This window comes from Pseudorhizobium sp. NPDC055634 (genome assembly GCF_053618655.1).
The window spans coordinates 170,797-193,416 of sequence record NZ_JBSHHW010000010.1 but is presented as its reverse complement, the minus strand read 5'-3'; the positions used below and the strand labels follow the sequence as shown (position 1 = coordinate 193,416).

At 59.9% G+C, this 22,620-nt stretch carries 17 protein-coding genes; 10 read left to right on the top strand and 7 right to left on the bottom strand.

The genetic code is table 11. From position 1 onward, the window contains the following. Positions 1 to 229 precede the first annotated feature (229 nt). Positions 230 to 604 (top strand): nucleotidyltransferase domain-containing protein, encoded by a 375-nt coding sequence (locus ACWGPT_RS16880; RefSeq protein ID WP_452606788.1) that lies wholly within the window; start codon positions 230 to 232, stop codon positions 602 to 604. A gap of 87 nt (positions 605 to 691) precedes the next feature. On the opposite strand, the gene ACWGPT_RS16875 is transcribed toward ACWGPT_RS16880, so the two are convergent. The 7 genes from ACWGPT_RS16875 to ACWGPT_RS16845 all read right to left on the bottom strand — a co-directional run bounded on the left by ACWGPT_RS16875 (position 692) and on the right by ACWGPT_RS16845 (position 11,092). Then, entirely contained in the window at positions 692 to 1,618 is a 927-nt protein-coding gene (locus ACWGPT_RS16875) for a hypothetical protein (RefSeq protein ID WP_452606787.1), read from the bottom strand. Next, the gene (locus ACWGPT_RS16870; protein ID WP_452606786.1) at positions 1,618 to 3,417 is read right to left on the bottom strand and encodes a DUF3696 domain-containing protein; all 1,800 of its coding nucleotides are present in this window, start codon (positions 3,415 to 3,417) and stop codon (positions 1,618 to 1,620) included. The genes ACWGPT_RS16875 and ACWGPT_RS16870 overlap by 1 nt, the downstream gene beginning before the upstream one ends. Beyond that, positions 3,414 to 3,974 carry a hypothetical protein gene (locus ACWGPT_RS16865; protein WP_452606785.1) on the bottom strand — a complete coding sequence of 187 codons (561 nt, stop codon included), beginning with the start codon at positions 3,972 to 3,974 and terminating at the stop codon, positions 3,414 to 3,416. Before ACWGPT_RS16865 ends, ACWGPT_RS16870 begins: the two co-directional genes overlap by 4 nt. 9 nt (positions 3,975 to 3,983) lie before the next feature. Further along, positions 3,984 to 5,108, bottom strand: a complete 1,125-nt coding sequence (locus ACWGPT_RS16860) for a restriction endonuclease subunit S (RefSeq protein ID WP_452606784.1) — start codon at positions 5,106 to 5,108, stop codon at positions 3,984 to 3,986. Continuing rightward, complete coding sequence (locus tag ACWGPT_RS16855) at positions 5,105 to 6,628, bottom strand: type I restriction-modification system subunit M (protein WP_452606783.1); 1,524 nt, start codon at positions 6,626 to 6,628, stop codon at positions 5,105 to 5,107. Before ACWGPT_RS16855 ends, ACWGPT_RS16860 begins: the two co-directional genes overlap by 4 nt. Further along, positions 6,629 to 10,045, bottom strand: coding sequence for a DEAD/DEAH box helicase family protein (locus tag ACWGPT_RS16850; RefSeq protein ID WP_452606782.1), 3,417 nt, complete (start codon positions 10,043 to 10,045; stop codon positions 6,629 to 6,631). A 114-nt stretch (positions 10,046 to 10,159) separates the two neighbouring features. After that, positions 10,160 to 11,092 (bottom strand): WYL domain-containing protein, encoded by a 933-nt coding sequence (locus ACWGPT_RS16845; protein ID WP_452606781.1) that lies wholly within the window; start codon positions 11,090 to 11,092, stop codon positions 10,160 to 10,162. 182 nt (positions 11,093 to 11,274) lie between these two features. Here ACWGPT_RS16845 and ACWGPT_RS16840 point away from each other — a divergent pair, with 182 nt between their 5' ends. From ACWGPT_RS16840 to ACWGPT_RS16800, 9 genes are all read left to right on the top strand, one after another. Continuing rightward, entirely contained in the window at positions 11,275 to 12,408 is a 1,134-nt protein-coding gene (locus ACWGPT_RS16840; protein WP_452606780.1) for a hypothetical protein, read from the top strand. A gap of 2 nt (positions 12,409 to 12,410) precedes the next feature. After that, positions 12,411 to 14,684, top strand: coding sequence for a ThiF family adenylyltransferase (locus ACWGPT_RS16835; RefSeq protein ID WP_452606779.1), 2,274 nt, complete (start codon positions 12,411 to 12,413; stop codon positions 14,682 to 14,684). Continuing rightward, positions 14,681 to 15,841 carry a patatin-like phospholipase family protein gene (locus ACWGPT_RS16830; protein WP_452606778.1) on the top strand — a complete coding sequence of 387 codons (1,161 nt, stop codon included), beginning with the start codon at positions 14,681 to 14,683 and terminating at the stop codon, positions 15,839 to 15,841. Before ACWGPT_RS16835 ends, ACWGPT_RS16830 begins: the two co-directional genes overlap by 4 nt. 256 nt (positions 15,842 to 16,097) lie before the next feature. After that, positions 16,098 to 16,643: a hypothetical protein gene (locus tag ACWGPT_RS16825; RefSeq protein ID WP_452606777.1), complete on the top strand. Its 546-nt coding sequence runs from the start codon at positions 16,098 to 16,100 to the stop codon at positions 16,641 to 16,643. Further along, complete coding sequence (locus ACWGPT_RS16820; RefSeq protein ID WP_452606776.1) at positions 16,630 to 17,925, top strand: hypothetical protein; 1,296 nt, start codon at positions 16,630 to 16,632, stop codon at positions 17,923 to 17,925. The genes ACWGPT_RS16825 and ACWGPT_RS16820 overlap by 14 nt, the downstream gene beginning before the upstream one ends. Positions 17,926 to 18,020: 95 nt before the next feature. After that, positions 18,021 to 18,995 carry a DNA cytosine methyltransferase gene (locus tag ACWGPT_RS16815; protein WP_452606775.1) on the top strand — a complete coding sequence of 325 codons (975 nt, stop codon included), beginning with the start codon at positions 18,021 to 18,023 and terminating at the stop codon, positions 18,993 to 18,995. A gap of 151 nt (positions 18,996 to 19,146) precedes the next feature. After that, entirely contained in the window at positions 19,147 to 20,007 is an 861-nt protein-coding gene (locus tag ACWGPT_RS16810) for a hypothetical protein (protein ID WP_452606774.1), read from the top strand. Beyond that, positions 19,997 to 20,635 (top strand): hypothetical protein, encoded by a 639-nt coding sequence (locus ACWGPT_RS16805; RefSeq protein ID WP_452606773.1) that lies wholly within the window; start codon positions 19,997 to 19,999, stop codon positions 20,633 to 20,635. The genes ACWGPT_RS16810 and ACWGPT_RS16805 overlap by 11 nt, the downstream gene beginning before the upstream one ends. Then, on the top strand, positions 20,632 to 22,425 hold the full coding sequence (locus ACWGPT_RS16800) for a type IV secretion system DNA-binding domain-containing protein (RefSeq protein WP_452606772.1): 1,794 nt from the start codon (positions 20,632 to 20,634) through the stop codon (positions 22,423 to 22,425). The genes ACWGPT_RS16805 and ACWGPT_RS16800 overlap by 4 nt, the downstream gene beginning before the upstream one ends. Positions 22,426 to 22,620: the final 195 nt, after the last annotated feature.

Below are 22,620 nucleotides of genomic sequence, written 5' to 3'. Positions count from 1 at the left end.
GCAGAGAACCTTGCAAACCATCGACAACCCGTTCGGCACGAGGTTGTCACCCATGTCTTAGGTACAAACCGTTACCTATGTATCCGGATCGGACACGAAAAAAATGGCGCGCCAGCCGAGATGAAGATGCGAACCTCTTTGTTATTGATATCAAAACCTAATTTCCGGATTCTATCGCTTACTAGACGCAAGCTTTGATGCGCTTCAGAAAGGCCTTTTGGTAAGTTTCATGGATGACACAACAATCTCGGCACGTGAGTGGCTAATAAACAATTCGAGTCCGATAGCGATTTTTCTCTACGGCAGCCGTGCGTATGGAACAGCGAAGCAGGACAGTGACCACGACTTCCTGATCGTGCTTAGTGATGAAGCCTACGAGAGCTTACCGGGATCTCCTTATACCTATTTCCAGCGTAGGCTCAGTGAAGCGGTCGGTTCAGATTGCGACACCGTCGTGAATTCGAGATCAGGCTTCATTGAATCCAGTAAGGACGCTCCGGCAGCCGGCCTTCCCAAGGGATCCCACGCTTGGCAGGCATTGAACCGTGGCAAACTCTTGTTTCCCGAACTCGATATCGAGGCGTTCATGCGGACCCTTCGATAGACTTTTGCCGGTGGTTTCGGGTGGCGAAATCACTGCCTGAGGCGGCATGTGTGTTGAGCAAAGCCTAGATACGCCTCAGGCAGAATCTCAAATTCGGCGGACATTCCCGTCAGAGCAAATTTCAAGAATGGGACCAACAAGATCATAAACGACTGAATTGCGTGCGAAGGAGTTTAACCTCTCCTGAGCAAGGTCAAGGGGAAGGAGCCCGATTTGGACCTTCTGATGTCCACCCTCCGCAGAAAAGCCCGCCTCCACATTGATTCCGCCTACATCCGTCAACAGATAGCGCGCATGAAAATCGGCTCCGCCTGTGCGTTCCTTCCAGCTAAAGAGCGTAATCGACATGCCGTCCGGTATTAGGCCCTGCATCCATTTGTGAGCCTCTCGCTCAACGAATTCAGGTGGGGGTCTGTTGTCATGATCACAGAAATGAATCTCACAATTTACGCCAGCGCCGCCAGATGCCTGTATTGTGTCAAGGCATGCTTTCAGTGTCTCCTGATACCTAGCCTTGCTGATATCGAAGAACCGGTCGACAAAGAGGACCTTTGTTGACGACACTAATAGTGGTTTCATAGCACTCGCCATTGACGCGCCGATGCGGTCAACGTCCCAAGTGTGTGGCGCGGTCATGAGCGGATGTCCCTCATCAACATCATCGACTACCAGGACTTGCTGATGCAGACCCGGATTCTCCGCGGCAATAATCGCATGGAATGGCAAGATCGCTTGTTGCGCAATCGCGTTCGTTAGCCATCCACCGACGGTCGGATCATAAGGCCTACCTGACCGAATGACCTTCGACTTTTTTGCGTGCAGAAGACTTTCCTCAAGACGTTTACGCTCGATGGGCTTCATGGTCTCGGAAGCAGCATAGACTTCCTTAAACCACGCCTTCGGAAACTGGGATATCAGCCGCCCACGATCAAAACCGAATTTTTCTATTAGATATCGAAAATCTTTCCAGCTTGAACCGATTGCCTGAGGCTCGACCGCATACTCGTAGAGCATCAGAACAGCTCCTCCGCGCGCTCTTCAAAGAAGCCCTTCGGCCAGCGGTCGATGAAATCTCCCTCGCGATCAACGCGAAGTGACCGGAAACGGACGCCAACATCGGTGCTCTCGACATAGATCACTGCAAGATCATCCGGGGTAAGGCCTATGACGCCGGGCGGTACTTCATTCTCGCTCGCTTCGCGGATGCGTCGCAGCAGGCGAAGCATGATGTGTTCGCTATGCGTTTCGACGAGCAACGTCTTGCCGGGGCCAAAGATACTCTGGCTTTTCTGAACGGCCTGGATGAACAGATCGCCCAGGCCGACCTGAATGGCGGGATGAACATGCAATTCCGGCTGCTCGATCGCAAGAATGCCTTGGTGGTTTCGAAGGCAACTGACGATCACCGGGATCATTTGCGATATGCCGACACCCACATCGCTCGGTGCGACGATGATGCCCTTTTCGAAGTCGCGCAGGGCGATTTCGGAACGGCCGCTAAGCGTCGCGTACAGGTCTTGCAACTCTCCAAGATCGTCTTCGGAAAGCCCGCGCTCAAATAGCTGGTGGAATCGGCTGGGAACCGGAACCTCTTTGAATTGGAACTTCTCAAGGCGATAGCCAGTCTTCAGCCGCTCTTCGCCACCAAGCCACGCATTGACCTCTTCCAGCAGCTTGCCGGAAGGGTCGGTATAGAGCAAATCCCAAGCGGCAAGCCCCTGCGCCCAGCGCGATTCATCCGGTGAGAGGCGCGGACGATACTTTCGGCTCGGGATTTCACGTAGCGGGCCGACATAAGTCATCGCGCTGAGATAGTCGCGGACGATGCGGATCGGCCCAAGCACAAGTTCGTCTAGCAAGGCGCTCAAGCCAGCCCTGCGGCGGCGTTCAAGTTCGTATTCATCGACCGCAGCGCGCTCCCCTTCCTTGCTCAGCCGCAGAATCGCTGCGCCGGCTACATAGCGCTGACGAACAAGGCTCTGATCGATCTCAACCAGATCAAGGCTGAGTGGCCGTTCCAAGTCCGGCAGGGCGCCGAGGACTGTCTCAACGGCGATCCGGAACTCGACTGTCTTGTTCTCGGTCGCATCTGCGGAGGTTTCACGAGAGAGTTCCCATATCTCATTGCCGATTGGCGTCGAGAATGGATCGCCCAACAAGTCGTCTTCTGCGTCCGCGTCCAGTTCATCGAGCACTTCCTCGACAAACTCCACATCGTCGTCAGGGTCGGTGGCGGCTTGCAGTAGCGGATGCGCAAAATTGAAAGCCGTCAAGTGTGCTCGGCCTTGCTGAGCTGGGGAGTGAAGCTCCGCGACCGTGGAGCCATCGATCTCCACTAACGCCTTTGCTACGAACGGCGCCTGGAGCAAGTCACTCCAGCGAACTTCAATGCCCAAGGCGATTTCCTGGGCGACCGCGTACTCCTTCAGCTCTGTATTCTCACCGACGAGGTAGCGGATGCCAAGGTTCCTGAAATTTGGGTCTCCAAGGCTTCCGCCGGAATTCAGCGGCAAGCGCTCGCTGCCCTGGTCATCCCTCAAGTCAATGCATACCTTGAGCTTGATTGCGCGATTGAGGTCATGGCCGTACACCAGCGTAGCAAACCCTCCCAGATCAATTAGCCCGCCGGCGATCGTCTGGTCCGGGTCGGCGTTTCGACGCTCCAGGATTTCGCGCAAATAGTGCAGCGATTGCAGGATGGTGCTTTTACCAGCACTGTTAGGGCCGAACAACAGCGTGATCGGCTTCAGATCGATGACCTGTTTGGTGCCAATCCCCTTGAAATTCTCGATTTCAATTCTTGCAAGTCTCATGAGTTAATCCGCCCTAAGCTCGGGAAGTGTTCGGCGAATGCGCTCCGCACCGAGTCCCAATGGGCGGTATCGTATTGCTTCTTACTATGGACCACATTCAGCACCAGGTAGCCCGCCGCCACCAGTGCGTCCCGCAGTTTCTTCTCCAGCGCTGCCATCTGGTCTCGCACGGGGGTGTGCAGCAGCATCTGATCAGCACGAAGCTGCTCCTTGGTCATTCCGATTTCCGGGAAGATCGGCCCGTACGAGATCAGTTCGAATTGAGCGCAGCTCTCGGGTTTCACCCCGGCCTCGGTCAGCAGCCTTCTCAGGCTGTTGGCGGCCTTGGAAAACCCGAGGTGCTGGCCCATCCGGGTGTAGGGGGCAGTGGCGTGGGGGCTGCTGCTGTCACCGGTGCGCCCCACATAGAGCTGCTCCCCCTTGGGGGTCTGGACCCGCCAAACATACAGCCAGAACCCCCGCTGGAGCATCGCGCCGGGAAGCGTCAGTCGGTGAAGCCTGGCGGTTGTGGTGGCATTGCTGGGGAACTGATCGTCCGTCAGGGTCTCGGTGCTCATGCCATTGTCCTATAGGTCACCGGCAAAGGCTCGTTGGGATAGGGCCGCAAAAAGGTGACCCGAGTAAACTGCATCACTTTTTAGCTTTGACACCACTTTCGAATGCCTTTGAACGATCCGATGAAACGCTAATTGATCGGGATCATCCGGCACCAAAATTTCAACTTCGTATATCCGCCCGCCCGAAATGAGTGGCTGGGCAGCACGACCAGCATACTGGTTGAGATTAGCAAACCGCAAAGCCCATTCGAGGTAAGTCTTGTTGATCGGTTGTTTGTAAGTCCTGATATACAGCGCGTTATCCGTCACCCACGACTTCGGCGCTGACACGTGAACCGCTCCGCAGTAGGCACCGACTCGACCAATGACAATCTGCGGCTCTTCGAACATGTATTCCGAATGATACCCGTTGACCCCGTTGCCTCCGTAAACGGGATAAATACCGTCAGCGGCCATGTTTTTTCCGATCAAACCGTTTCCACTGGACACCCTAATCATCTCACCAAGTGGGACCTTATTCAGGCCTAGACGGTTGGTGTTCGGTTCGCCAAACATCTCCATAAATACTGACCGGAGGAAGTCGTCCGCCAGGGTGAGGGCCTGTTCGCGTTTGCGGCGGATGGCATCGGCCTTGTCCAGTATCGCGGCGATCCGGCTTTGTTCATCGGGTGTCGGAAATGGGATTTTAACCTCGTCTAGTTCTGACTTCCTTATGTTTTTGATCCCGACGCCAGAAGAGTTACGAGTCCAGTCGCGGAACCTGGGAGATTGCAGGTAATGAAACAGATATCGTGGATGGCACTGCCCAGCCTTAGGCCGCACTACCGCACAAAACGCACCGAACGAACCGTTCCAATCACAATCCGCGAACCCGGTTTTCCCGACAATTTCAGCGCTGCCCGAAGAGGTGCACATGACTATATCGCCGCGGCGGAGCCGCTGCTTTTCAGAGACCATCCGCTCAGGGACATAGACGAGATCATCGTCTAGGATTAAATGACCTTGGATATTTCCCGCCCTCAGTACGGGAAGGTATCCGTCCCGAGGCAGTGAAACCGCGTCACCCTTGGAAAACGTAACACCCCGAATGACATCGGCCTTGTCCGCCAGTGGAGAAGGAGACGTGGCGATCATCCGAGCAGTTCCTCAAGTTCCGCCAGATCGGACGCAATGTCGTCATTCAGCTTCTTCATTTGATCCAAGATTACCGCCGGGGCGTCGTAATCCTGAGCAACGTGGGGCCGAATCCTGTATTTGCTCAGCGACAGGTCGTAGTTCGAATCCCTGACCTCCTGAGCCGACACGAAGAAGGCTTTTTGAGTCCGATCGGCATCGCGGTTCGCATTCCGGTGCCGCCACGCCGCCAGACATGCTGGCAGATCGTTAGCCTCGATGGCGTCCCGTTTGTCATCCAGTGAATAACCATCGGCCTCGACATCATAGAAAAAAACGTCATCCGTTCGCCCGCCCTTGGTGAAGACCAGAATGCCGGTGGAGACCCCGGCATAGGGCTTGAACACACCCGAGGGCAGCGAGATCACCGCCTCCAATTGGTTATGATCCAGCAGCAGCTTGCGCAGGGCTACGTGGGCCGTCGACGAGCCAAACAGAACACCGTCTGGCACGATGGTCGCCGAGCGCCCGCCAGTCTTGAGCATGCGCAGAATCAGGACTAGGAAAAGCAGCTCCGTCTTCTTCGTCTTCACCTGACGCAAGAGCGAGGCGTGGACATCCTCGAAGTCTAGCTGCCCCTTGAAGGGTGGATTCGCCAGGATGACGTTAAAGCCTTCGGCCGCAGCGTTCGGGAATTTGTCAGTAAAGCCTGCACTCAACGTGTCCTGATAATGGATGTCGGGGTCATCGACACCGTGCAGCATGAGATTCATGGCGGCGATGCGAAGCATCGTGGCGTCGAAATCGAAGCCGTGGAACATGCCGCTGCGAATATGCTCGCGGTTATCTTCTAGCAGGTCGCCGGTGTAGGTCTTTTCCGTCTTGCCTGTCTCAGGATCGGTCTCTTCCAGAACGCCCTCAGGCGACGTGTATGCTTCCAGAAGATACTGCATCGTTTCGACAAGGAAGCCGCCGGTGCCGCACGAAGGATCGCCAATGACGTCGGTGGGTTTCGGTTCCAGCATTTCAACCATCAGCCGGATGATATGTCGAGGCGTGCGGAACTGGCCATTGATGCCGGCGGTTGTCAGCTTGCTGAGCAGGTACTCGTAGAGATCGCCCTTAGCGTCGCCTTCGGTAAGCGGCAATTGGTCGATCATGCTGACCGCTTTCACCAGAAGACTCGGCTTCTGGATCATGAGCTGCGCGTCCTTCATGAATTCCGCGAAAGCAGTGCCGCTCGTCGATGATTTCCGGAAATGCGGAAACACCTTGTCCCTGACCAAAGGCAGCATGGCGTCAGCGCCCAGATGCCGGAATTGCGACCAGCGCCAGCTCTGCTCCTCATCTGAAAACCGCCGATGGAACGACTTGCCCGTTCGCTTCAAACGATTCTCGTCGCGTGTTTCGTTGATATCCAGCAGGCGTGCAAACATAAGGAACGTAATCTGCTCGATTACGGTCAACGGATTGGTGATCCCGCCTTGCCAGAACTCTGTCCAGAGGGCGTCCACCCTGCGCTTCAGGTCTCCAGTAATCATTTAGTCCTTCGTCCTTTCAGGGGAGTCTTTTGCTGCCGCGCTGGCCGCTGGAGGCGGTGCGAACACGGTCAGAATTTTGAGGAGATCGTCCATCTCCTCTGTCTTTTCGAAGACGCCATCCAGACCGTCCGCGTCTACAACTGTGAATGGCTGCTCATATAGGCGGTCCACCGTTACAGACCCAAAGCGGGCGATGTGGTTCTGAAGCAACCCGAGGAAACGCGTTTGCTTCGCCGTTAGACTAGGATGCCGGCGCGCGAATTCGGCGAACCGGACGGCAACCGCTTCCGGGTCCAGCCCGACGATTGACCGGATCGCGAAATCCAACGGAACCGCCGTGTCGGCGAAGAACTCTTCGAGCACGTCACGGCTCGCGTTCGGGCTTTGGATCAGGATGAGCGAAACAAGAGCCTGAATATCGGCTTCAGAAACGGCCTCACCCGCATGAATTTTTCTGAGAGTGGGGTTGGTATCGAAGTGCCGCTTCAGTTCGGCCTCGATGATTCCCTGGTATGCCCTCATGTCAACGGTCTTCAGGCTCGTCGCCCGACGCCTTGTCTGGAAGCCAGCGGCATCTTCCTTCACGTCGATCACCTTCGCCGGCAGCGACGTGGCGCCTTGGCGGTCACGGTGATGCATGATTTCCCTGAGCGGCCTGCGCACCGATTCCAGGTCGGCTACTGTGATGCCGTTCCAGAACTCATCGAATTTGACCCGCTTGATAACCTCCGCCTTCTCCCTGACGGGGTTGAGGTGCATCTGCAGAGCCGAAAGCCGATCGAGTAGTTCGATTTTCAGATCAGCAACGTCCGCCGACTTGCGCAGCACTGCAACCTGGGTGCGTGCTATCAAGAGATCCAAAGCATAGGCATCGCTCAACCCGCGAATGTTCCGCCATTGCATAAGCGGTGCTAAGACCTGTCGAAGCATCGCAACGGTCGCGGGCGCGAAGGATCTCAGCGTTGCCGGAACTGACAGCGCTCGCTTCTCGCGCCACTTTTCACGAACTGAGACTGACTCCTCGGGTAGCGCCTCGATATCCTTCGCGATGAGTTCTATCACTTCGTCAAAGATCGCAACTTCGCTCGTACGAAGCGCGATCTCGGCGAGTAGCACTCGTTCTTCGAAAACCAATTGAAGCAACGGCTTCGATTGGGTCGGCTCGGCGGGTCGAAAGCCCATTTCAAAGCGTTCGAAGTTCCCCCAGTGATCAAATATCCGGAAGATTTTCTTGTCCTTGCCGGGTCCGAACAGGTCGGGCTTGAGGCGCGTTCCACGTCCGATCATCTGCCAAAACTTGACAGGCGAACGGACTGGTTTGGCGAAGACAAGGTTCAGGATTTCCGGGATGTCGATGCCTGTATCGAGCATATCGACGGAGATCGCGATGGTTAGCTCGGAGTTTGCGCCGTCACCCTTGAAATCATCGATAAGCTGCTCCGCGCGTGGATCATAATTGTCGATCACCTGACAGAAACGCCCGCCGTACTGCGGATACAATTCATCGAACATCTGTCGCATGAGCACTGCATGTTGATGGTTCCGTGCGAAAATGATGCTCTTACCTGGGAGCTGGCCAGTGGCGTCGCGCAGACCGTTTTCCATGAGATTGCGAAGGATCGCGCGGTTGGTATCCTTGTTGTAGATGATTTTGTCGATCTGATCTGATGAGAAATCGTACTGTGCCGGATCCTCGCCCTGTTCCTCAAGCTCCTGAATCTGCTCTTTCGTCAGGATATCAAGCCTGATCCCTTCGCGCAGAAACTGCGTCGTATGCTCGAAGACTTCAAACGGCGTGAGGAACCTGTCCTGAACGGCCTGTTCGAGATCGTAGTTCGATGTCGGCAACTGCGCTTCGCAGCCGAAAAGGCTGAATGTATTACGTGACACAAAATCAATCGGGGTCGCCGTCAAGCCTATCTGAAGGCAATCGAAATAATGAAACATGTCGCCATAGACATTGTAGATGCTTCGATGCGACTCATCGGCGATGATCAAGTCGAAGAAACCAACATCGAAGGACTGGTAGACCTTCTGCATGGCAGGATATGTTGCCAGGAATATCCGCTCGCTCGCCGATGTGTTCACTCGCGAGTTGACGATGCGAATGGGCTCTGACAGGAAATCGCCGAAAGCATTTTTGGCCTGCTTGCGCAGTTCACGACGATCGCAAAGAAACAGCACGCGCTTGACCCAGCCGGCGCGAATAAGCAATTCCGCCAGCGCTATGGCAACGCGGGTCTTACCGGTGCCGGTTGCCTGAACGACGAGCGCTTTCCGATGGCCATCGGTAAACCGTTCTGACACACGCTTAATCGCCTCAATCTGATAAAGACGATTGACGACAGCGGCATTTGGTTCAAGCGAGTTAAGCGGTTTCCTGCTCGACCGCTGAAAATTCACGAGGTACTGCAGACTATCCTTCGAATAGTAGCCGAACACTTTCCGCGGCGGATAACCTAGAACGTCGTCCCACATCCAGATGTCGTACCCGTTGGTGTAGAAGATGACCGGGCGCTGTCCGTGCATCTTCTCAAGGCCATCAGCATACAGTTTCGCCTGTTGCCTTCCGTGCTCTGGGTCCACAGCAGTCTTCTTAGCCTCTATGACCGCGAGAGGATTCCCGTTGTCATCCCAGAGCACATAGTCGGCATAGCCGAGGCTCGAGGCAGTGGGCTGATGTTTGACCTCTATCTCTTTGCCGACCTCCGCCGTACTGGCGTTGCCAGGACCAACGTTCCAGTTGGCAGTGGCAAGCAGGCTATCAATGATACGAACACGGGTCGTCGCCTCATTGAACGCCAGCAGGTTGGCCGTTGCCGCGCCGGATGACGCCAGCGTCTGAATCTCCTCGACTCTCTTTTCCGCTGTCACGGCGGCTTCGCGCGCGGCTTCCAGATCGCGAAGAAGCGCTTCCATTTGTGCTTCTTGAGCGGCCAGCTTCTCCAGGACCTGGCGCTTCTCGCGCTTTAGCTGACCTTTGCTCTCATCCAGAGCTTCCGCCATCGGTTGCACAAAGGTTGGTATCGAGGCTGCATCGCCTTTGCCAAACTGCACGAAAAGCCAGCGGCCCAAGTCGAACGCTTCTTGAAGTAGCCAGAGAGCGGTTCGAACAGTCGCGGGCTCACCGTGCGCGGCCTTGTTACCGTGAATTCGAAGGGCGTGAAGCTTGTCGAGAACCACCTTCGGCGCAATGGCTACAAAAGACTGGTTGCTCAGCAGATCAACGAGGGCCGGCCGCTCGGGCTTGGGCAAGCTCAATTCACGGTAGATGTCCTTAGTAAGGTTCTCAGCAAAAAGCCGCAGCTTTACGAGCGCGCTCACGGGGTCGTCGTGGGCGTAGGCCTCGGCGAAGCCGCCAAGCGATGCGAGCTCAGGCCAAGCTCCGCGAAGGATTTCGAAGTTGCGAGATTTCATCAGAAGGCCTCCGACGGTGCGGATAAATTTGCTTTTTGATCTGTAGTAAGTCTCGCAGCTTCGTTTCCGTCGAAAGCCGAACGAAGGCCTCTCGCTAATCCCTTGATACCCTTTTCAACCCGAACCATGATCATCATCGAGAGCCTGCGGCCTCCCCCCCTCCCGCTCAAAGAATTCTGCGCGTGCCAATGCCGATTGCACATCACCGTAGCTTGAAACAACTATATGTTGTCGCCGCGCAGGCTCCTTGGACGCATCTCCCAATAGACCGAGTCGGCGAAGAACATAAAACAGCATCGCGTATCGAACCGACAGGATACATTTGCCATCTGTCATTCCATAATCTTTAGCCACAACACTCTGCTGGCTAGGCGTGAGATTGGGATGGGGGACGATCTCAAAGCTGAAATACTCGTGCCAAAGCTTGTCATGATCCCCCGACGCCCCTGACTCGCCCGGTGCGCGGGCTTCCAGCGCCCGCGGCAGTAGAAAATCTTTAAATTTGCCATCGATGTGGCAGAAGGCCCGCGCGTGCCAGCGAAAGCCGTCATAACCGAATGCATGTGGGGTAATACGGCGCCAGACTGGATCGGGCCGCTGGTTGCTCATAGACTGGTACAGGATCTCTATCGACCGGTCGTCACGTACCGCCTCTAGCACGGCCCGTAACACGTCTGTATTGATGTCTCTCTTCGGAGTGAGGGCGATGTCCGTATTCGGCGGATTGGCGATCCAGGATTCAACGGGCATTGACAGCCCTTCGCCCAGCGAGCGCAGCCGCGACAGGTAAGCGTCTGGATCGGGTTTCAGAAACCGCGGCTCGAAATCTTTGGCGGCGACGTAGCGCTTGCCGCTCTTGTCGTACTCCACATTCCCCGGCGCGCGCTCCTGATAGAGCGAGAGGTCTTTCGAGGCCTGCGGCACCGAAACGCCGAACACGTCGATAATATCTGACCTGTTGACCCCGCCCTCCCAGAAAAGACGGAACTCGATGAATTCGAGCCGTTGCTCCACCCCCCACCGGATGCCCGGTTTTACATTCTCCATTGTAACCACCATAAAAGGGTAAATAAACTATATTGACAGCGAAACTCGACGCGTATAGTTTCTTACCTCATCAGCAAGCCAAGGTCAACAGGATTCGGGATTCTCCCCTTCCGTTACCGCCCGGCGCTACGACGACCAGCACCCAACCGTCCCGGCAGGCCTGTGGACCACAGGAGATGAATATGACTGCGAAGCTAACCTTCCACCCTCTCGGCAATGCCGACTGCACCCGGATCGATTTTGCCGATGGCAAGAAGATGCTCGTCGACTATGCCGATATGCGGAACGACAACGACCCCTATGACACGCGGATCGACCTTCCCGTCGAACTGAATGCGGACCTGCGGGTCGCCGGCCGGGACTACTACGACGTCGTCTGCTTTACCCATCTCGACGATGATCACTGTTGTGGGGCGGGCGATTTCTTCTGGCTCGACCACGCCGCGAAATACCAGGGCGAAGGCCGCATCAAGATCAAGGAGCTGTGGGTGCCCGCGGCTGCCATCCTTGAAGACGGCTGCGAGGACAGTGCGCGGATCGTCAGGCAGGAAGCGCGCCACCGACTGCGGCAGGGCCACGGTATCCGCGTCTTCTCGCGCCCGAAGAAGCTGGCCGACTGGCTCGCAAGGCAGGGCCTTACCCTGGAATCGCGGGCGCATCTCATCACCGATGCGGGCCAGCCCGTCCCCGGCTTCTCCAAATACGGCACGGAACAGGCCGAGTTCTTCATTCACAGCCCCTTCGGCTGGCGTCAGGATGATAACGGCATTGTCGACCGCAACCAGGACAGCGTCGTCTTTCAGGCCACGTTCCTCGAAGGCGGGCGTGAAACCTATGCCCTCTTCATGTCGGACATCGACGCCGATTCCGTCGACCAGATCGTCAAGACGACGAAGCGGCATGGGAACCAGGATCGCCTGCTGTGGGACATTTTCAAGATCCCCCACCACTGTTCGTACACGGCGATTGGCTGGGTGAAGGGCGAAGACGAAACCGAGCCCACCGAACAGGTTGAATGGCTCTGCGGGACCCAGGGCCGTGAGCGCCACATCATGGTCTCGACCAGCAAGCCCATGCCTCTCAAGGGAACGGCGGAAGACGCTGACGTCCAGCCGCCCCACCGGCAAGCCGGAAACTACTACAAGGGCGTCGCGCGCCGCGCTGACGGCACGTTCAAGGTGACGATGGAATCCCCGTCGACGTCACGGCCCAAGCCCCTCACCATCGAGGTGACGAGCCGGGGCGCGCAACTCCTGACCGTCTCTGCAGTGGCCGGCGCAGCCAGCATTATCTCGACGCCGGCACGGGCAGGCTAAGGATGGTGGTGGCTCTTCATCCGTGGTGGGCGGGTTTCGGACCGCCGGTTGAATCCGAACAGGTCGCGCCCGATGTTGCGCGAGCGATGCTGGCGTATGTCACGTCCGACCTTGCGCCGGCCGTGACCTTGGTTGAAGCGCGGCAGTCCGGCGACGGTGCCCTCGTGGCGCTCCATCTCGACGTCGAGGTAGAGCGGCCGCAAGACCTCGCCGTCCCCATCCGCGGCATGGAACCGGTGGCGCTTGTCTTTGGCACGCGCGGCGAGCAGCCCGCGGTCCTCGCCCTGCGCGCCGACTTCCCTGAAACCATGCACCAGAACTGGACGCCGGACGACACGCCGCGTGCGCTGTGCGTTGACGACCGGCCGTGGGCGGAGGCGCAGCTGACCTTCACGCCCGCCGACTTTATCCGTCGCGTCCAGCTCTGGCTCGCGAAAGCCGCCCGTGGCGAACTTCATGACACAGCGCAACCGCTGGAACCCCTGTTCTTTCGCAACCCGGCGACAATCATTCTCCCGGCCGCCGCCCTGACGCAGGCTGACAAGCCCGCTGAACTGGTCGGCCATATTCGCAGCGAAAACGCGACAATCATCGTCACCGAGTTTGTCGGGCAGGGTGCAAACAACAACGCCCCGCAGTTCGTAGTGATCCCCTTGCGCGCAGACCCCCAACGAATGCGGCGCCTCCGGCGCGCGCCGCAGACGCTTGACGCGCTCGCGCAGCAACTGCAGGAGTGCGGCATTGACCTGGGCGCGGAACTGCGCGCCCGCGTCATTGAATGGAAAGGCGTCGACTCAGCAGCCGTCCGGCGTCTTCACGCCCGTATCGCGCTCGTCATCGCTTTTCCGGTCGCAGGCGCGGATGGCCGGCAGGCCGACGACCTGCGCGCCTTCATTACCCACGACGCCTCCGGGGATGTCGGCATCGCGCTGGGAATCCTTGCCCGGAACGAGAGCGACGTCGGGTCTGGCAGCGGTTTTGTCCGGATGGTAGGCATGGCCGCCGGCACGGCCGTCCCCCACCTCGCTATCGAACCCGCCGATGTGCATCTGGGTTTCGACCGCGCGGCCGGTGCCACGATCAGCGGGCAGACCCAGCCCGACACAAGCCGCTGCGTGCTTGTTGGCGCGGGGTCTTTGGGGTCGCAGCTGGCCATCAACCTCGCCCGTGAAGGCCGGTTTCAGTGGACGATCATCGATAACGACCACCTGATGCCGCACAACCTTGCCCGTCACGCCCTGCACCCCATCGACGTCGGTCGCCCAAAGGTTATTGGCCTGGCGCATCGCATGCATGCCTTGATCGACGAGCCTGTCACTCCTTTCGAGGCCGACTTTCTCCATCCGCCGGCTGAACTCTCGGCAAAGATGGACGAAGCGGTAGGCAGCGCGGACGTAATTATCGACGCCTCCGCGTCCGTCGCCGTTTCACGCCGGCTCGCGGACTTGCCGCGCCCGGGTGCACGGCGCCTCTCGGTCTTCTTCAACCCCGCAGGGACAGCGGTGGTGCTGCTCGCGGAAGGACGCGGTTCTGCGCTCACCCTGCACGACCTCGAAGCGCAATACCACCGGTTGATCCAGACCACCCCTGCGCTGGCGCATCACCTGCAGGCGGAAAACGGCGTACGCTATAGTGGCTCCTGCCGGGCCGCGACCAACCGCATTTCCGCCAGCCGGGCGGCGCAGATGAGCGCGATTGCGTCCCAGGCCATCGTCGACGCGCTGGCTAGCGATGAGGCGACGGTGCGGGTCTGGACCCTTGCCGCCGACCACAGCCTCACCCTGACGGAAGCAGCGGTACAGCCGGTGCAGAAAATCGCGCTTGGCGATTGGACCGTTACCTATGACGAGGGCCTTGCTGTCCAGATTGCGGCGCTGCGCACAGCACGCCTGCCGCATGAAACCGGCGGCGTGCTGCTCGGTATCACCGACACCAGCCGCCGTTCTGTTCACATCGTCACGGCCCTGGCGGCACCGCAGGACAGCACCGGCAGCGTCACCGCCTTTGAGCGCGGCGTCTCCGGCCTTGCCGCCGCCGTAAAGGACGCGGCGGAACACTCCCTGCATCAGGTCCGCTATGTCGGGGAATGGCACTCCCACCCGCGCGGCTCCTCGACAAGGCCGAGCACCACAGACATCCGCCAGTTGTGCTGGCTGACGCAGGAGCTGGAAAGCGAGGGCGTTCCTGCGCTGATGGCCATTGCCGGCGACAATGACCAGTTGACCGTCCTACTCGCCAGCACGGTCGGGGGCACGGCCAGGGAAGCCCGCGCATGAACAATCCCCTGACCGCCGAAGACATCCAGAGTCTGTTTGCCGCCGCCGGCGCGCAGGGAGATTTTATCCAAGCGCGCAAGCTCGAAGACACGATCGGCCTGTGTCTTTCCGGCGGCGGATATCGCGCGATGATTTATCATGTCGGCGCCATCATCCGCCTGAATGAACTTGGCTTCCTGCCGCGCATTTCCGAGATCGCGAGCGTTTCCGGCGGGTCGATTACGGCCGGGCTCCTCGCGCTGCGCTGGCAAAACCTGCGCTTCGACGAGCACGGCCGCGCCACCAATCTCGGTGAGGTGTTCGTCGCGCCGCTGCTGCGCTTCGCAGGAAAAGGCATAGACCTCCAGGCCATTGTCTACGGCCTCATCCCGGGATGCAGCGCCGCCGACAGCCTGGTGCGCGCCTATGACCGCCACCTGTTCGCGGGCGCTTGCTTGCAGGACATCACAGATTTCCCGCGCTTTACCTTTATGTCAACGAATCTCCAGACCGGCAGCGGCTGGCGCTTTGCCAAAGGCTACGCCGCCGACTACCGCGTGGGGCTTATCGACAGGCCTGTCATTCCGCTGGCACGCGTCGTGGCGGCCTCGTCAGCCTTCCCGCCTTTTCTTTCGCCTGTGCGCATCGATCTTTCGCGTGAAGCCGTGCAGGCAACCGTCGGCGCAGACCTGCATCGCGAGCCCTTCATCTCGACGGCTGTGCTGTCCGATGGGGGCGTCTACGATAACCTCGGCCTTGAACGCATATGGAAACGCTGCCGCACCATCCTCGTCAGCAATGCCGGACGCACGATTCCTGAAGTCGGCCATCCGACCGGGCGCTGGATTGGACAGATGTTCCGCACGCTTAGTCTGATCCAGCAGCAGGCCGAGCATTCAAGGCGCCGCCTGTTGTTCGGCATGGCCAACCAGGGACAGCGTCGGGTCGCCTATTGGAGCATCGACGCGGCATCGACCCACTATGCGCTTTCCGACGCCCTACCGCTCTCCGCTGATGAGGCAGTGGCCGCCGCTTCCCTGCGGACCCGCCTGAACCCGTTTTCCCCTGAGGAGCAACGCCTGCTGCTCAGGGCCGGCTATGCTGGGGCCGACGCGTCGCTGCGCGCCCGCGGTATGGCACAAAATTCGCCGGCGGCCTGTTACGATTTCCTGCCCTGATACATGCACCTGCTTCGGTTGGCTCCGTCCGTCGTCCTTGATACACGAAGGTAACAGGAGACAGTGAAGCGACATTGTGTTTTGTCGGTATACTCGTGACTGTAACAAAATCCTGCTTGAGCCGTCGCGCGTTATGCTTGGGATGTTCAGCTCGGCATGCACACTTATTTACTGCTGACGAAACGAGCCGCCTTCAAGGTCCTGTGGAACTTTAATCAAAGAAGTTCAAAATCGTACCGCAGGTGCACAGGTGTGATTGCAACAAATTGAAACAGTCCGCAACGACTTGCAACAAAATGTAAGGCAAGGCGCTCGATGCGGTGTTGTGGCCGACGGGAAACGGCGTCAGCCTTGTTTTATGAAAAATCTGAAGACGATACGCAAGGAAGCGAGCGGTGTGGCGCGGGCGGCGAATGGGCCGCTCGGCGATCGGCCGCTGCAACGCGTGGTTAGCGAGCATCTGGGGTTCTTCGCCGGGCTTCGCGCGGAGGGCGCGAGCTGGGAGCAGATTTCCGCCCTGATGGAAAGCGAAGGCTTGCGCTCTCGCACGGGCGGCACAGTGAGCGCGGGTGTGCTGAGGGCGCTTTTCTCGCGCGCCGCTGCGCAAGCGTCATCCGGCACGAGCCAGATCGCCCCAGATCAATCTGCTTCCAGCAACGATAGAGCAGCTCGGCGTGGTGCTACGCCAGTGGCGCTTGCGGGGGCGCAACCATCAGTCGGTTCGCTTGCACAAACAATTGCGCGGGCCGCGCGGCTTCGCGGCATTTCATCGGACATCGGAATTGAGAATGATGAGATTTGAAATCAAAGGACACCTTGAAGACCTACAGGCCGGGATCACCGGCGACGCGGAGATTTTCGGCTTCTCGGCGGAGGGGCTGGCCCGGCGGTTGGCCTTCATCGCGGAGAAGTACGTCATTGCGCTTGACGTGCATGTGGCATCGCGCACTCGCGGCGCGGTGCTCAACGACATCGCTTATGTCGCGAATGGAGACGAGGCGGAGATCGGCAGGCGAGCCGGCATCCTGGAAGGGGAAGCGCTTGCCGCAGCATTTGGCGCATATCCGAACGCGGCTGTGAAGCTACATGGCATTGATGAATATCAGGACGTTTATGTTCCGGACAGCGCCGATTTGGGTGTTGCGGCGATCAAGAAGATGTTTGCGGTTCGGTCCCGAAAGAATGTGCCTGTCCTGTTCAAGGCGGAAGGCCTCCGGACGGGCCTTGAGGAATTCTGGGCGGAGGATCGCCCCACGGCCCTAGAGCGGCTGCAAGCGCTGGCGCAAGCTGTGCCAGGGTTGGTGAAGACCGCCTTGGCGCGTGCGGAAGCCCTCCTGAAGCATACGTTCCAGGTGGGCGATGGAGCGGAAGGGCGCAACCAGAGGGTTGTCGTCGGGGTCTCCCAACCGGCCGACTGGCAATTGATGAGCGAGATATTCGACGTAATTTGGCCGATCGAGAAGGGCCAGATGCATTCGTCGAAGATGGCGCATGCCCGAAACATTATCGACCAGACAATCATTTATGTCAGGGGCGAGGATGAGCGGACGAAGGGGGGCACCCGCGTCGGCAGGACCGGTCTGCTTTCCATCGGGGCTCGGGATGACGACAGGGATCGACGGCATTTGTTTTCAGAAACCTGGTTTTCCACGATTTTAAGCTATCGCCATCAGATCAACACGCTTCGGCAAGCGGTGAAATTTATCGAAAAGCGTAAGCAAGAACTTCAACGCATCCCTGTTTCAGGTTCGTCTGACCAGACGGTACGGCTTGCTCGGTTGGAGCGGTTGGATCGAGTAGCATTCTATCCGTTGTTGGACTGGCGGCGAGAACTTGAGCGGAGGTTTAGAGAGGCAGACTACCGCACCGCCGACGTAACCGTGCGCCGTCCGACAGGGGGCGTATTCGGGCTTCCTGATGTTCCGAAGCTGAAAACCGGTATGAGCCAGGCGCAGATCGCGATCCGACTGATCCATGCGTGGCAACGCTATGACAGCAAGAGGGAGCCGCCGAACAAAGGGAAGCGGAAGGAACGGCCGTCAAAGCCGAACAAGGCAAAGGCGGACTCACAAAAACGCTTTTGAAAACAGTCACTTGAAACTCCGTTTCGGTCGTTAGGCCAGCAAGCTTTTGGGGCCATGCCAGCCTTGTTCTTGTCGCAGAGAGCAAGGAGACGGCAATGACGACAGCAACTGACAACACCTCGGACCAGAAGCACCGCGCGGGAATGCGGGTGCTGAGCCTGTGCACGGGGATCGGCGGGGATGTCGCGGCATTCCGGCAGGCGGGCCTTCCGCACGAGATGGTGGCGGTGGCGGAGTTCGATCCGCTCGCGGCCTCGGTGCTTGCGCAGAAGTTTCCCGCCATCCGCAATCTCGGCGACATCACGGCAATCGACAACTGGAAGGATTTTTATGGACACGTCGATCTTCTCATCGCAGGCATTCCCTGCCAGCCCTATTCCGCAGCCGGAAAACAGCGCGGAGCCAAAGATGCCCGTGACCTCAGCCGGGAGGTCCTGCGCATCGTCGCGAAGGTCGCACCACGGTTCCTCCTCATCGAAAACGTGCCCCAGTTCGCAACGGTCGATGGCGGCAAGCCCTTCCGCGTCTTCACCGACGGACTTGGTGACGCCGGATACACGACTGGTCATCGCGTCATCGACGCGAGCGGCTTCGTCGCCCAGCGCCGCAAGCGGCTGTTCCTTTGCGGACATCGCGGAGATGCCGGGACCGCACCTGATGCGCTACTCGCTGACGCCGCGGGCGGCGCAGGGTGTGCTCCGGCGGGCGGAGAAGCATCGGTATCGCCTTCCTCCGTCCTTGCTGGAGGGACTGCTGTGCTGCATCCGCCGCGGCTCGGCACGCTGATGGCGAGCGGTTCGGGGATGAACCGCGCGGGATTGAAGGGGCATGAGATGGATTTCCTGGTGGTGCAGGACATTCCCGGTCATGGCCTCATCGTTCGTCGTCCCACGCCGATCGAGGCGCTGCGGGCGCAGGGTTTCCCCGACGACTGGCTGGATGGCCTGACCTATCGGGGACGGCCGCTGCGCAATCTCCAGAAATTCTGCCTGATCGGCAATAGCTGGCCGGTTCCGGTAACGGCGGCGATCCTGTCGCAGATCGACCGGCACTGGATGAACTCGGCCTGACCGGGCGATGAACATGGCGAAGCAGGAGGGGCCGGCGTGATTGCGCCGGCCTCTTTCTTTTGATCACCGCAAGTCTTTCGAGGTCATTAGGCCACCAGCGTCGGCGGGCGATGCTGGAATGGGACTCCATGCAACAACAAAGGAGTTTCCCATGGGCAAGTTATCATCTTCCACTACATCGCAGGTGGCCGGGCCGGTCAGGATCGAGCCACCCCGCATCATCTTCGTCGGCTCGGACAAGGGCGGGGTCGGCAAAAGCTTTGTCAGCGCGTTGGTCGGCGATTTGATGGAAGTCGAGGGCGCAACGTTCCGGATCGCGCAGATCGACGAGCAGGACCGGCTGCCGGCGCTGTTCGGCGAACGAGTGACGACTGTGGCTCCGGCGCGCCTCGACGACCTGAGACGCGATCCGGCGGCGATCGTGACGGCCTTCGATCCGCTCTATGCGGCGATTGAGCGTTCGCTTGCCGACGGTGTGGCGCTGATTGTCGATATCGGCGGGCCGCAGCAGATGCTGGTCGAGGAATATTGCGGCCTCGTCGATCTCGACGCCGATCTTGTCGAGGCGGGCGCATCGGCGCTGTGGCTGGTGCCGGCGACGGCCGAGCCGGAAGCGATGCGCGGTGCTGTGCGCACGGCGGGAGCGGTCGAGCGGGTGCTGCCGTCAGTGGCGCGCGGCATTGTCCTCAACGGCCGCGACGGGCCGTTCCGCTTCTATCCGGGCTCTCCCGCCGATCTCGTCTGGCGCGAAGGGCTGGAACCGCTCTGCCGCAAGACATCCCTCCTGAAACTGCCGGCGATCGCGCCTGGTTCGTGGCTGCCCTTCGAGGCGGCGGGCAAGCGGTTTGTGGACGTGGTCGCCGCCGACATTCCCGCCATCCAGTCCTGGACGGGCCGGAGCCGTCCGGCATCGAAGGTGCTGCGCGGCGATGTCGCCGCTTTCCTTGCGCAGGCTAGCCAGTCGTTCAAGGCTCTGTCCCTGGCGACGAAAGGGAACAGCCATGACGCATGATCCCGAACAACAGATGAACTTCGACGCGCTGGTGCGGACGGCCATCAGGGAAGGAAGGGATGGCCGTGCGGAGATCGTGCGGCAGCTCTGCATGCTTCCCGCTGAACGCCTGGCCACCGTTCCGGCCTCGGCGCTTGCCCTGATCGGTCCCGAAGGGCTTGCCACGCTCGCCGCGCAGCGCGCCGAATTTGCCGGCCTTGCCCCCAAACCCTGTCCCATCGTCGGCAGCGGGCCTGCAAGGGTAATGACAACGTCAACGCGGCCTGTCCGGCGATGGCGCGTCTCGCCGACGGTCTGGTTCTGCGCCGGCATCGTTCTTGCCGCGTTGTCTTTCGATCGGGTGGCGGCGATGGTGGCGCCGCCGCCTTCCGCTACTGGGCCATTGTCGCACAACGCGTCGGACTGGCCGCGTTGCCAGCGTCTCGGTCGGCACACGGACGGCTGCGTCTATCGGACGGGCGGGAACCGGCTGACGCTCGCCAGGGCCGCAACATTCTTGCGGATGGATGCCGGCGATCTTGCCAGCCTCAACCGGCATCTTGCGGGGATCGGAGACCAGCCGCTTCCCGCCGGCTCGTTGATCGTCGTCCTGCGCGACCGCACGCGCCTGTCCAGGAGGCCGTCATGAACCTTCATCCCTTGACACCGCGCCAGCCGGTCATGCTGGCGACCATCGTGCAGGTGCTTGTCACCGTTACCGTCGCCTGTGGCATGTTCTCGGCGATGATGACGGTGCTGCCGCCCGTCGCCTGGATCGGACATTTGGACGAAAGACGGGACGCCGACATGATCTTTCTCGTCGCCCTTGTCCGGGAATATGTCGGAACTGTCATCGAGCGTGGCGATACGGTCGGTTCGCTCGCCCGACTGCTCGACCTTCCATTCGCACTCGCATCGTTGCTGTCCTCCTTCGGGATCGAACTGCCGGTCAGTGTGCGGGGCGTGGCGGCGTTGTTTGTCGGCACGCTTGTCGGCATGGAAGCAAAACAGGCCCGTCTTGCCGATGTACTCGCCGAGCCGCTGGTCTCTCACGTCAAGGGACCGCGTCTTGTGGCCGGCAAGGCGGCGCGGCGCAGCCTTGCGGCGATATGGTCGAAACGCTTCGGAGTCGCCGATCCCGGTGTTGAGCTCGCTGCGGGGCTGGTTATGCCGCGCGCGCTCGAAAGCGAACATATGCTGCTCGTCGGGGGCACGGGTGCGGGCAAGACGACGGTCATGGAAACGATCATGGACGGGGCGATCGCGCGCGGCGACCGGCTTCTGGCGCTGGACGTGAAAGGGGATGTGACGGCCCGCTTCCCGGACGAGGATTTTTGCCTCCTCTCGCTCGACGATGTGCGCAGCCACCGCTGGATGCTTGGTCTCGACATCGTCACACGCGAGGACGCGGCGGAGCTTGCGACGGAGATCATCCGGGAAACCAGCGACCCGTCATGGTCGGGCGGGGCGCGGCAGGTGCTGACGGCGATCCTGGTGCGCCTCCAGATGGAGGCCCGCAAGCGCGGCAAAGTGTGGTCCTGGCGGCAGCTCGATCATATCCTCTCCAAGCCCGTTGTCGAGCTCTTCGCGTTCCTGAAGGAGAGCGATCCGGTCGCGGCGGCGCTGATCGATGTCGAGCAGGACGAAACGCGCCGGCAGGCGATGTCCTTCTATTACGTGCTGGCGGCCAACGCGGTGCGGATGGCGGGTGCGTTCGCGGCAATGGGGGCTGCGTCCGATGGCAAGGCTGCGGGGGACGGCGTATCGATCCGGCGCTGGGCATCGGGCAAGGGCGGTGCCAGTCTGATCCTGCGCCAGTCGCGCCGGCAACCGGAACTGTCGGCGGCAATGTGCCGGATCGTCCTGAAGATCGTCGCCGACCAGGCGGGATCGGCGCCTTCCACCGATGGGGCAGCACCAGCGGCAACCTGGCTCTTCCTCGACGAGCTTCCCCAGATCGGACACAGTCCAGCCGTGCCCCGGCTTGCGGCGATCGGCCGCTCGCTCGGTGTGCGGATCGTGGCGGCGATCCAGTCTCCGGCGCAGTTGAAGGAGATATACGGGGCCGACGGCGCGCAGCATCTGATCGACAACATGACGACGAAGGTGATCGGCCGCGTGGCGAGCGGCGCGACCGCCTCGGAAATCTCCAAGTCTTGGATCGGCAGCCGCACCGTCTCCTGGATGGAGGAGACGGGCCAGGGACCGGACGGCAAGCCACGGTTCGAGCGACGCACGCAGGAGATCGCCGTCGCCGATCCCGATATCCTTGCCGGTGAGCTTGGCCTTTCCTCACCGACCGGCGGCAAGCCCCGTATACGGGCGCTGGTGGTCGGCCACGGCGACGTGGCGATGCTCGCCTGGCCTGTCGGCCGCTGGAGAGTGCGGCGACCTGCCGAGGTTGCGCGCGGCCGGCAGGATCGCGCTGCCGGGATGTGACAAGGATCAGCCCCGATCCGACCGGCTGGTCGGGGTTGCAAGGCCGGATCGGGGCGGGTGGCTGGTGAAAAGCCCTGCCGCCCCGGCCCCACGTCAATCGGGCGCTCAACCGGAAACATGAAAATCCCCAATCGTCACAATGGCATAGAGAGCTATTCGGGTCATTAGGCCACCAACATTCCGCAGGGGGCGGAC

Excerpts from the sequence above, each read along its gene's own strand:
- ACWGPT_RS16860 (WP_452606784.1), bottom strand. The coding sequence starts at position 5,108 with ATGATCGCCACGTCTCCTTCTCCACTGGCGGACAAGGCCGATGTCATT.
- ACWGPT_RS16850 (WP_452606782.1), bottom strand. The coding sequence starts at position 10,045 with ATGAAATCTCGCAACTTCGAAATCCTTCGCGGAGCTTGGCCTGAGCTC.
- ACWGPT_RS16810 (WP_452606774.1), top strand. The coding sequence starts at position 19,147 with ATGGGCAAGTTATCATCTTCCACTACATCGCAGGTGGCCGGGCCGGTC.
- ACWGPT_RS16875 (WP_452606787.1), bottom strand. The coding sequence starts at position 1,618 with ATGCTCTACGAGTATGCGGTCGAGCCTCAGGCAATCGGTTCAAGCTGG.
- ACWGPT_RS16845 (WP_452606781.1), bottom strand. The coding sequence starts at position 11,092 with ATGGAGAATGTAAAACCGGGCATCCGGTGGGGGGTGGAGCAACGGCTC.
- ACWGPT_RS16870 (WP_452606786.1), bottom strand. The coding sequence starts at position 3,417 with ATGAGACTTGCAAGAATTGAAATCGAGAATTTCAAGGGGATTGGCACC.
- ACWGPT_RS16820 (WP_452606776.1), top strand. The coding sequence starts at position 16,630 with ATGATGAGATTTGAAATCAAAGGACACCTTGAAGACCTACAGGCCGGG.
- ACWGPT_RS16880 (WP_452606788.1), top strand. The coding sequence starts at position 230 with ATGGATGACACAACAATCTCGGCACGTGAGTGGCTAATAAACAATTCG.
- ACWGPT_RS16840 (WP_452606780.1), top strand. The coding sequence starts at position 11,275 with ATGACTGCGAAGCTAACCTTCCACCCTCTCGGCAATGCCGACTGCACC.
- ACWGPT_RS16815 (WP_452606775.1), top strand. The coding sequence starts at position 18,021 with ATGACGACAGCAACTGACAACACCTCGGACCAGAAGCACCGCGCGGGA.
- ACWGPT_RS16830 (WP_452606778.1), top strand. The coding sequence starts at position 14,681 with ATGAACAATCCCCTGACCGCCGAAGACATCCAGAGTCTGTTTGCCGCC.
- ACWGPT_RS16835 (WP_452606779.1), top strand. The coding sequence starts at position 12,411 with ATGGTGGTGGCTCTTCATCCGTGGTGGGCGGGTTTCGGACCGCCGGTT.
- ACWGPT_RS16800 (WP_452606772.1), top strand. The coding sequence starts at position 20,632 with ATGAACCTTCATCCCTTGACACCGCGCCAGCCGGTCATGCTGGCGACC.
- ACWGPT_RS16805 (WP_452606773.1), top strand. The coding sequence starts at position 19,997 with ATGACGCATGATCCCGAACAACAGATGAACTTCGACGCGCTGGTGCGG.
- ACWGPT_RS16855 (WP_452606783.1), bottom strand. The coding sequence starts at position 6,628 with ATGATTACTGGAGACCTGAAGCGCAGGGTGGACGCCCTCTGGACAGAG.
- ACWGPT_RS16865 (WP_452606785.1), bottom strand. The coding sequence starts at position 3,974 with ATGAGCACCGAGACCCTGACGGACGATCAGTTCCCCAGCAATGCCACC.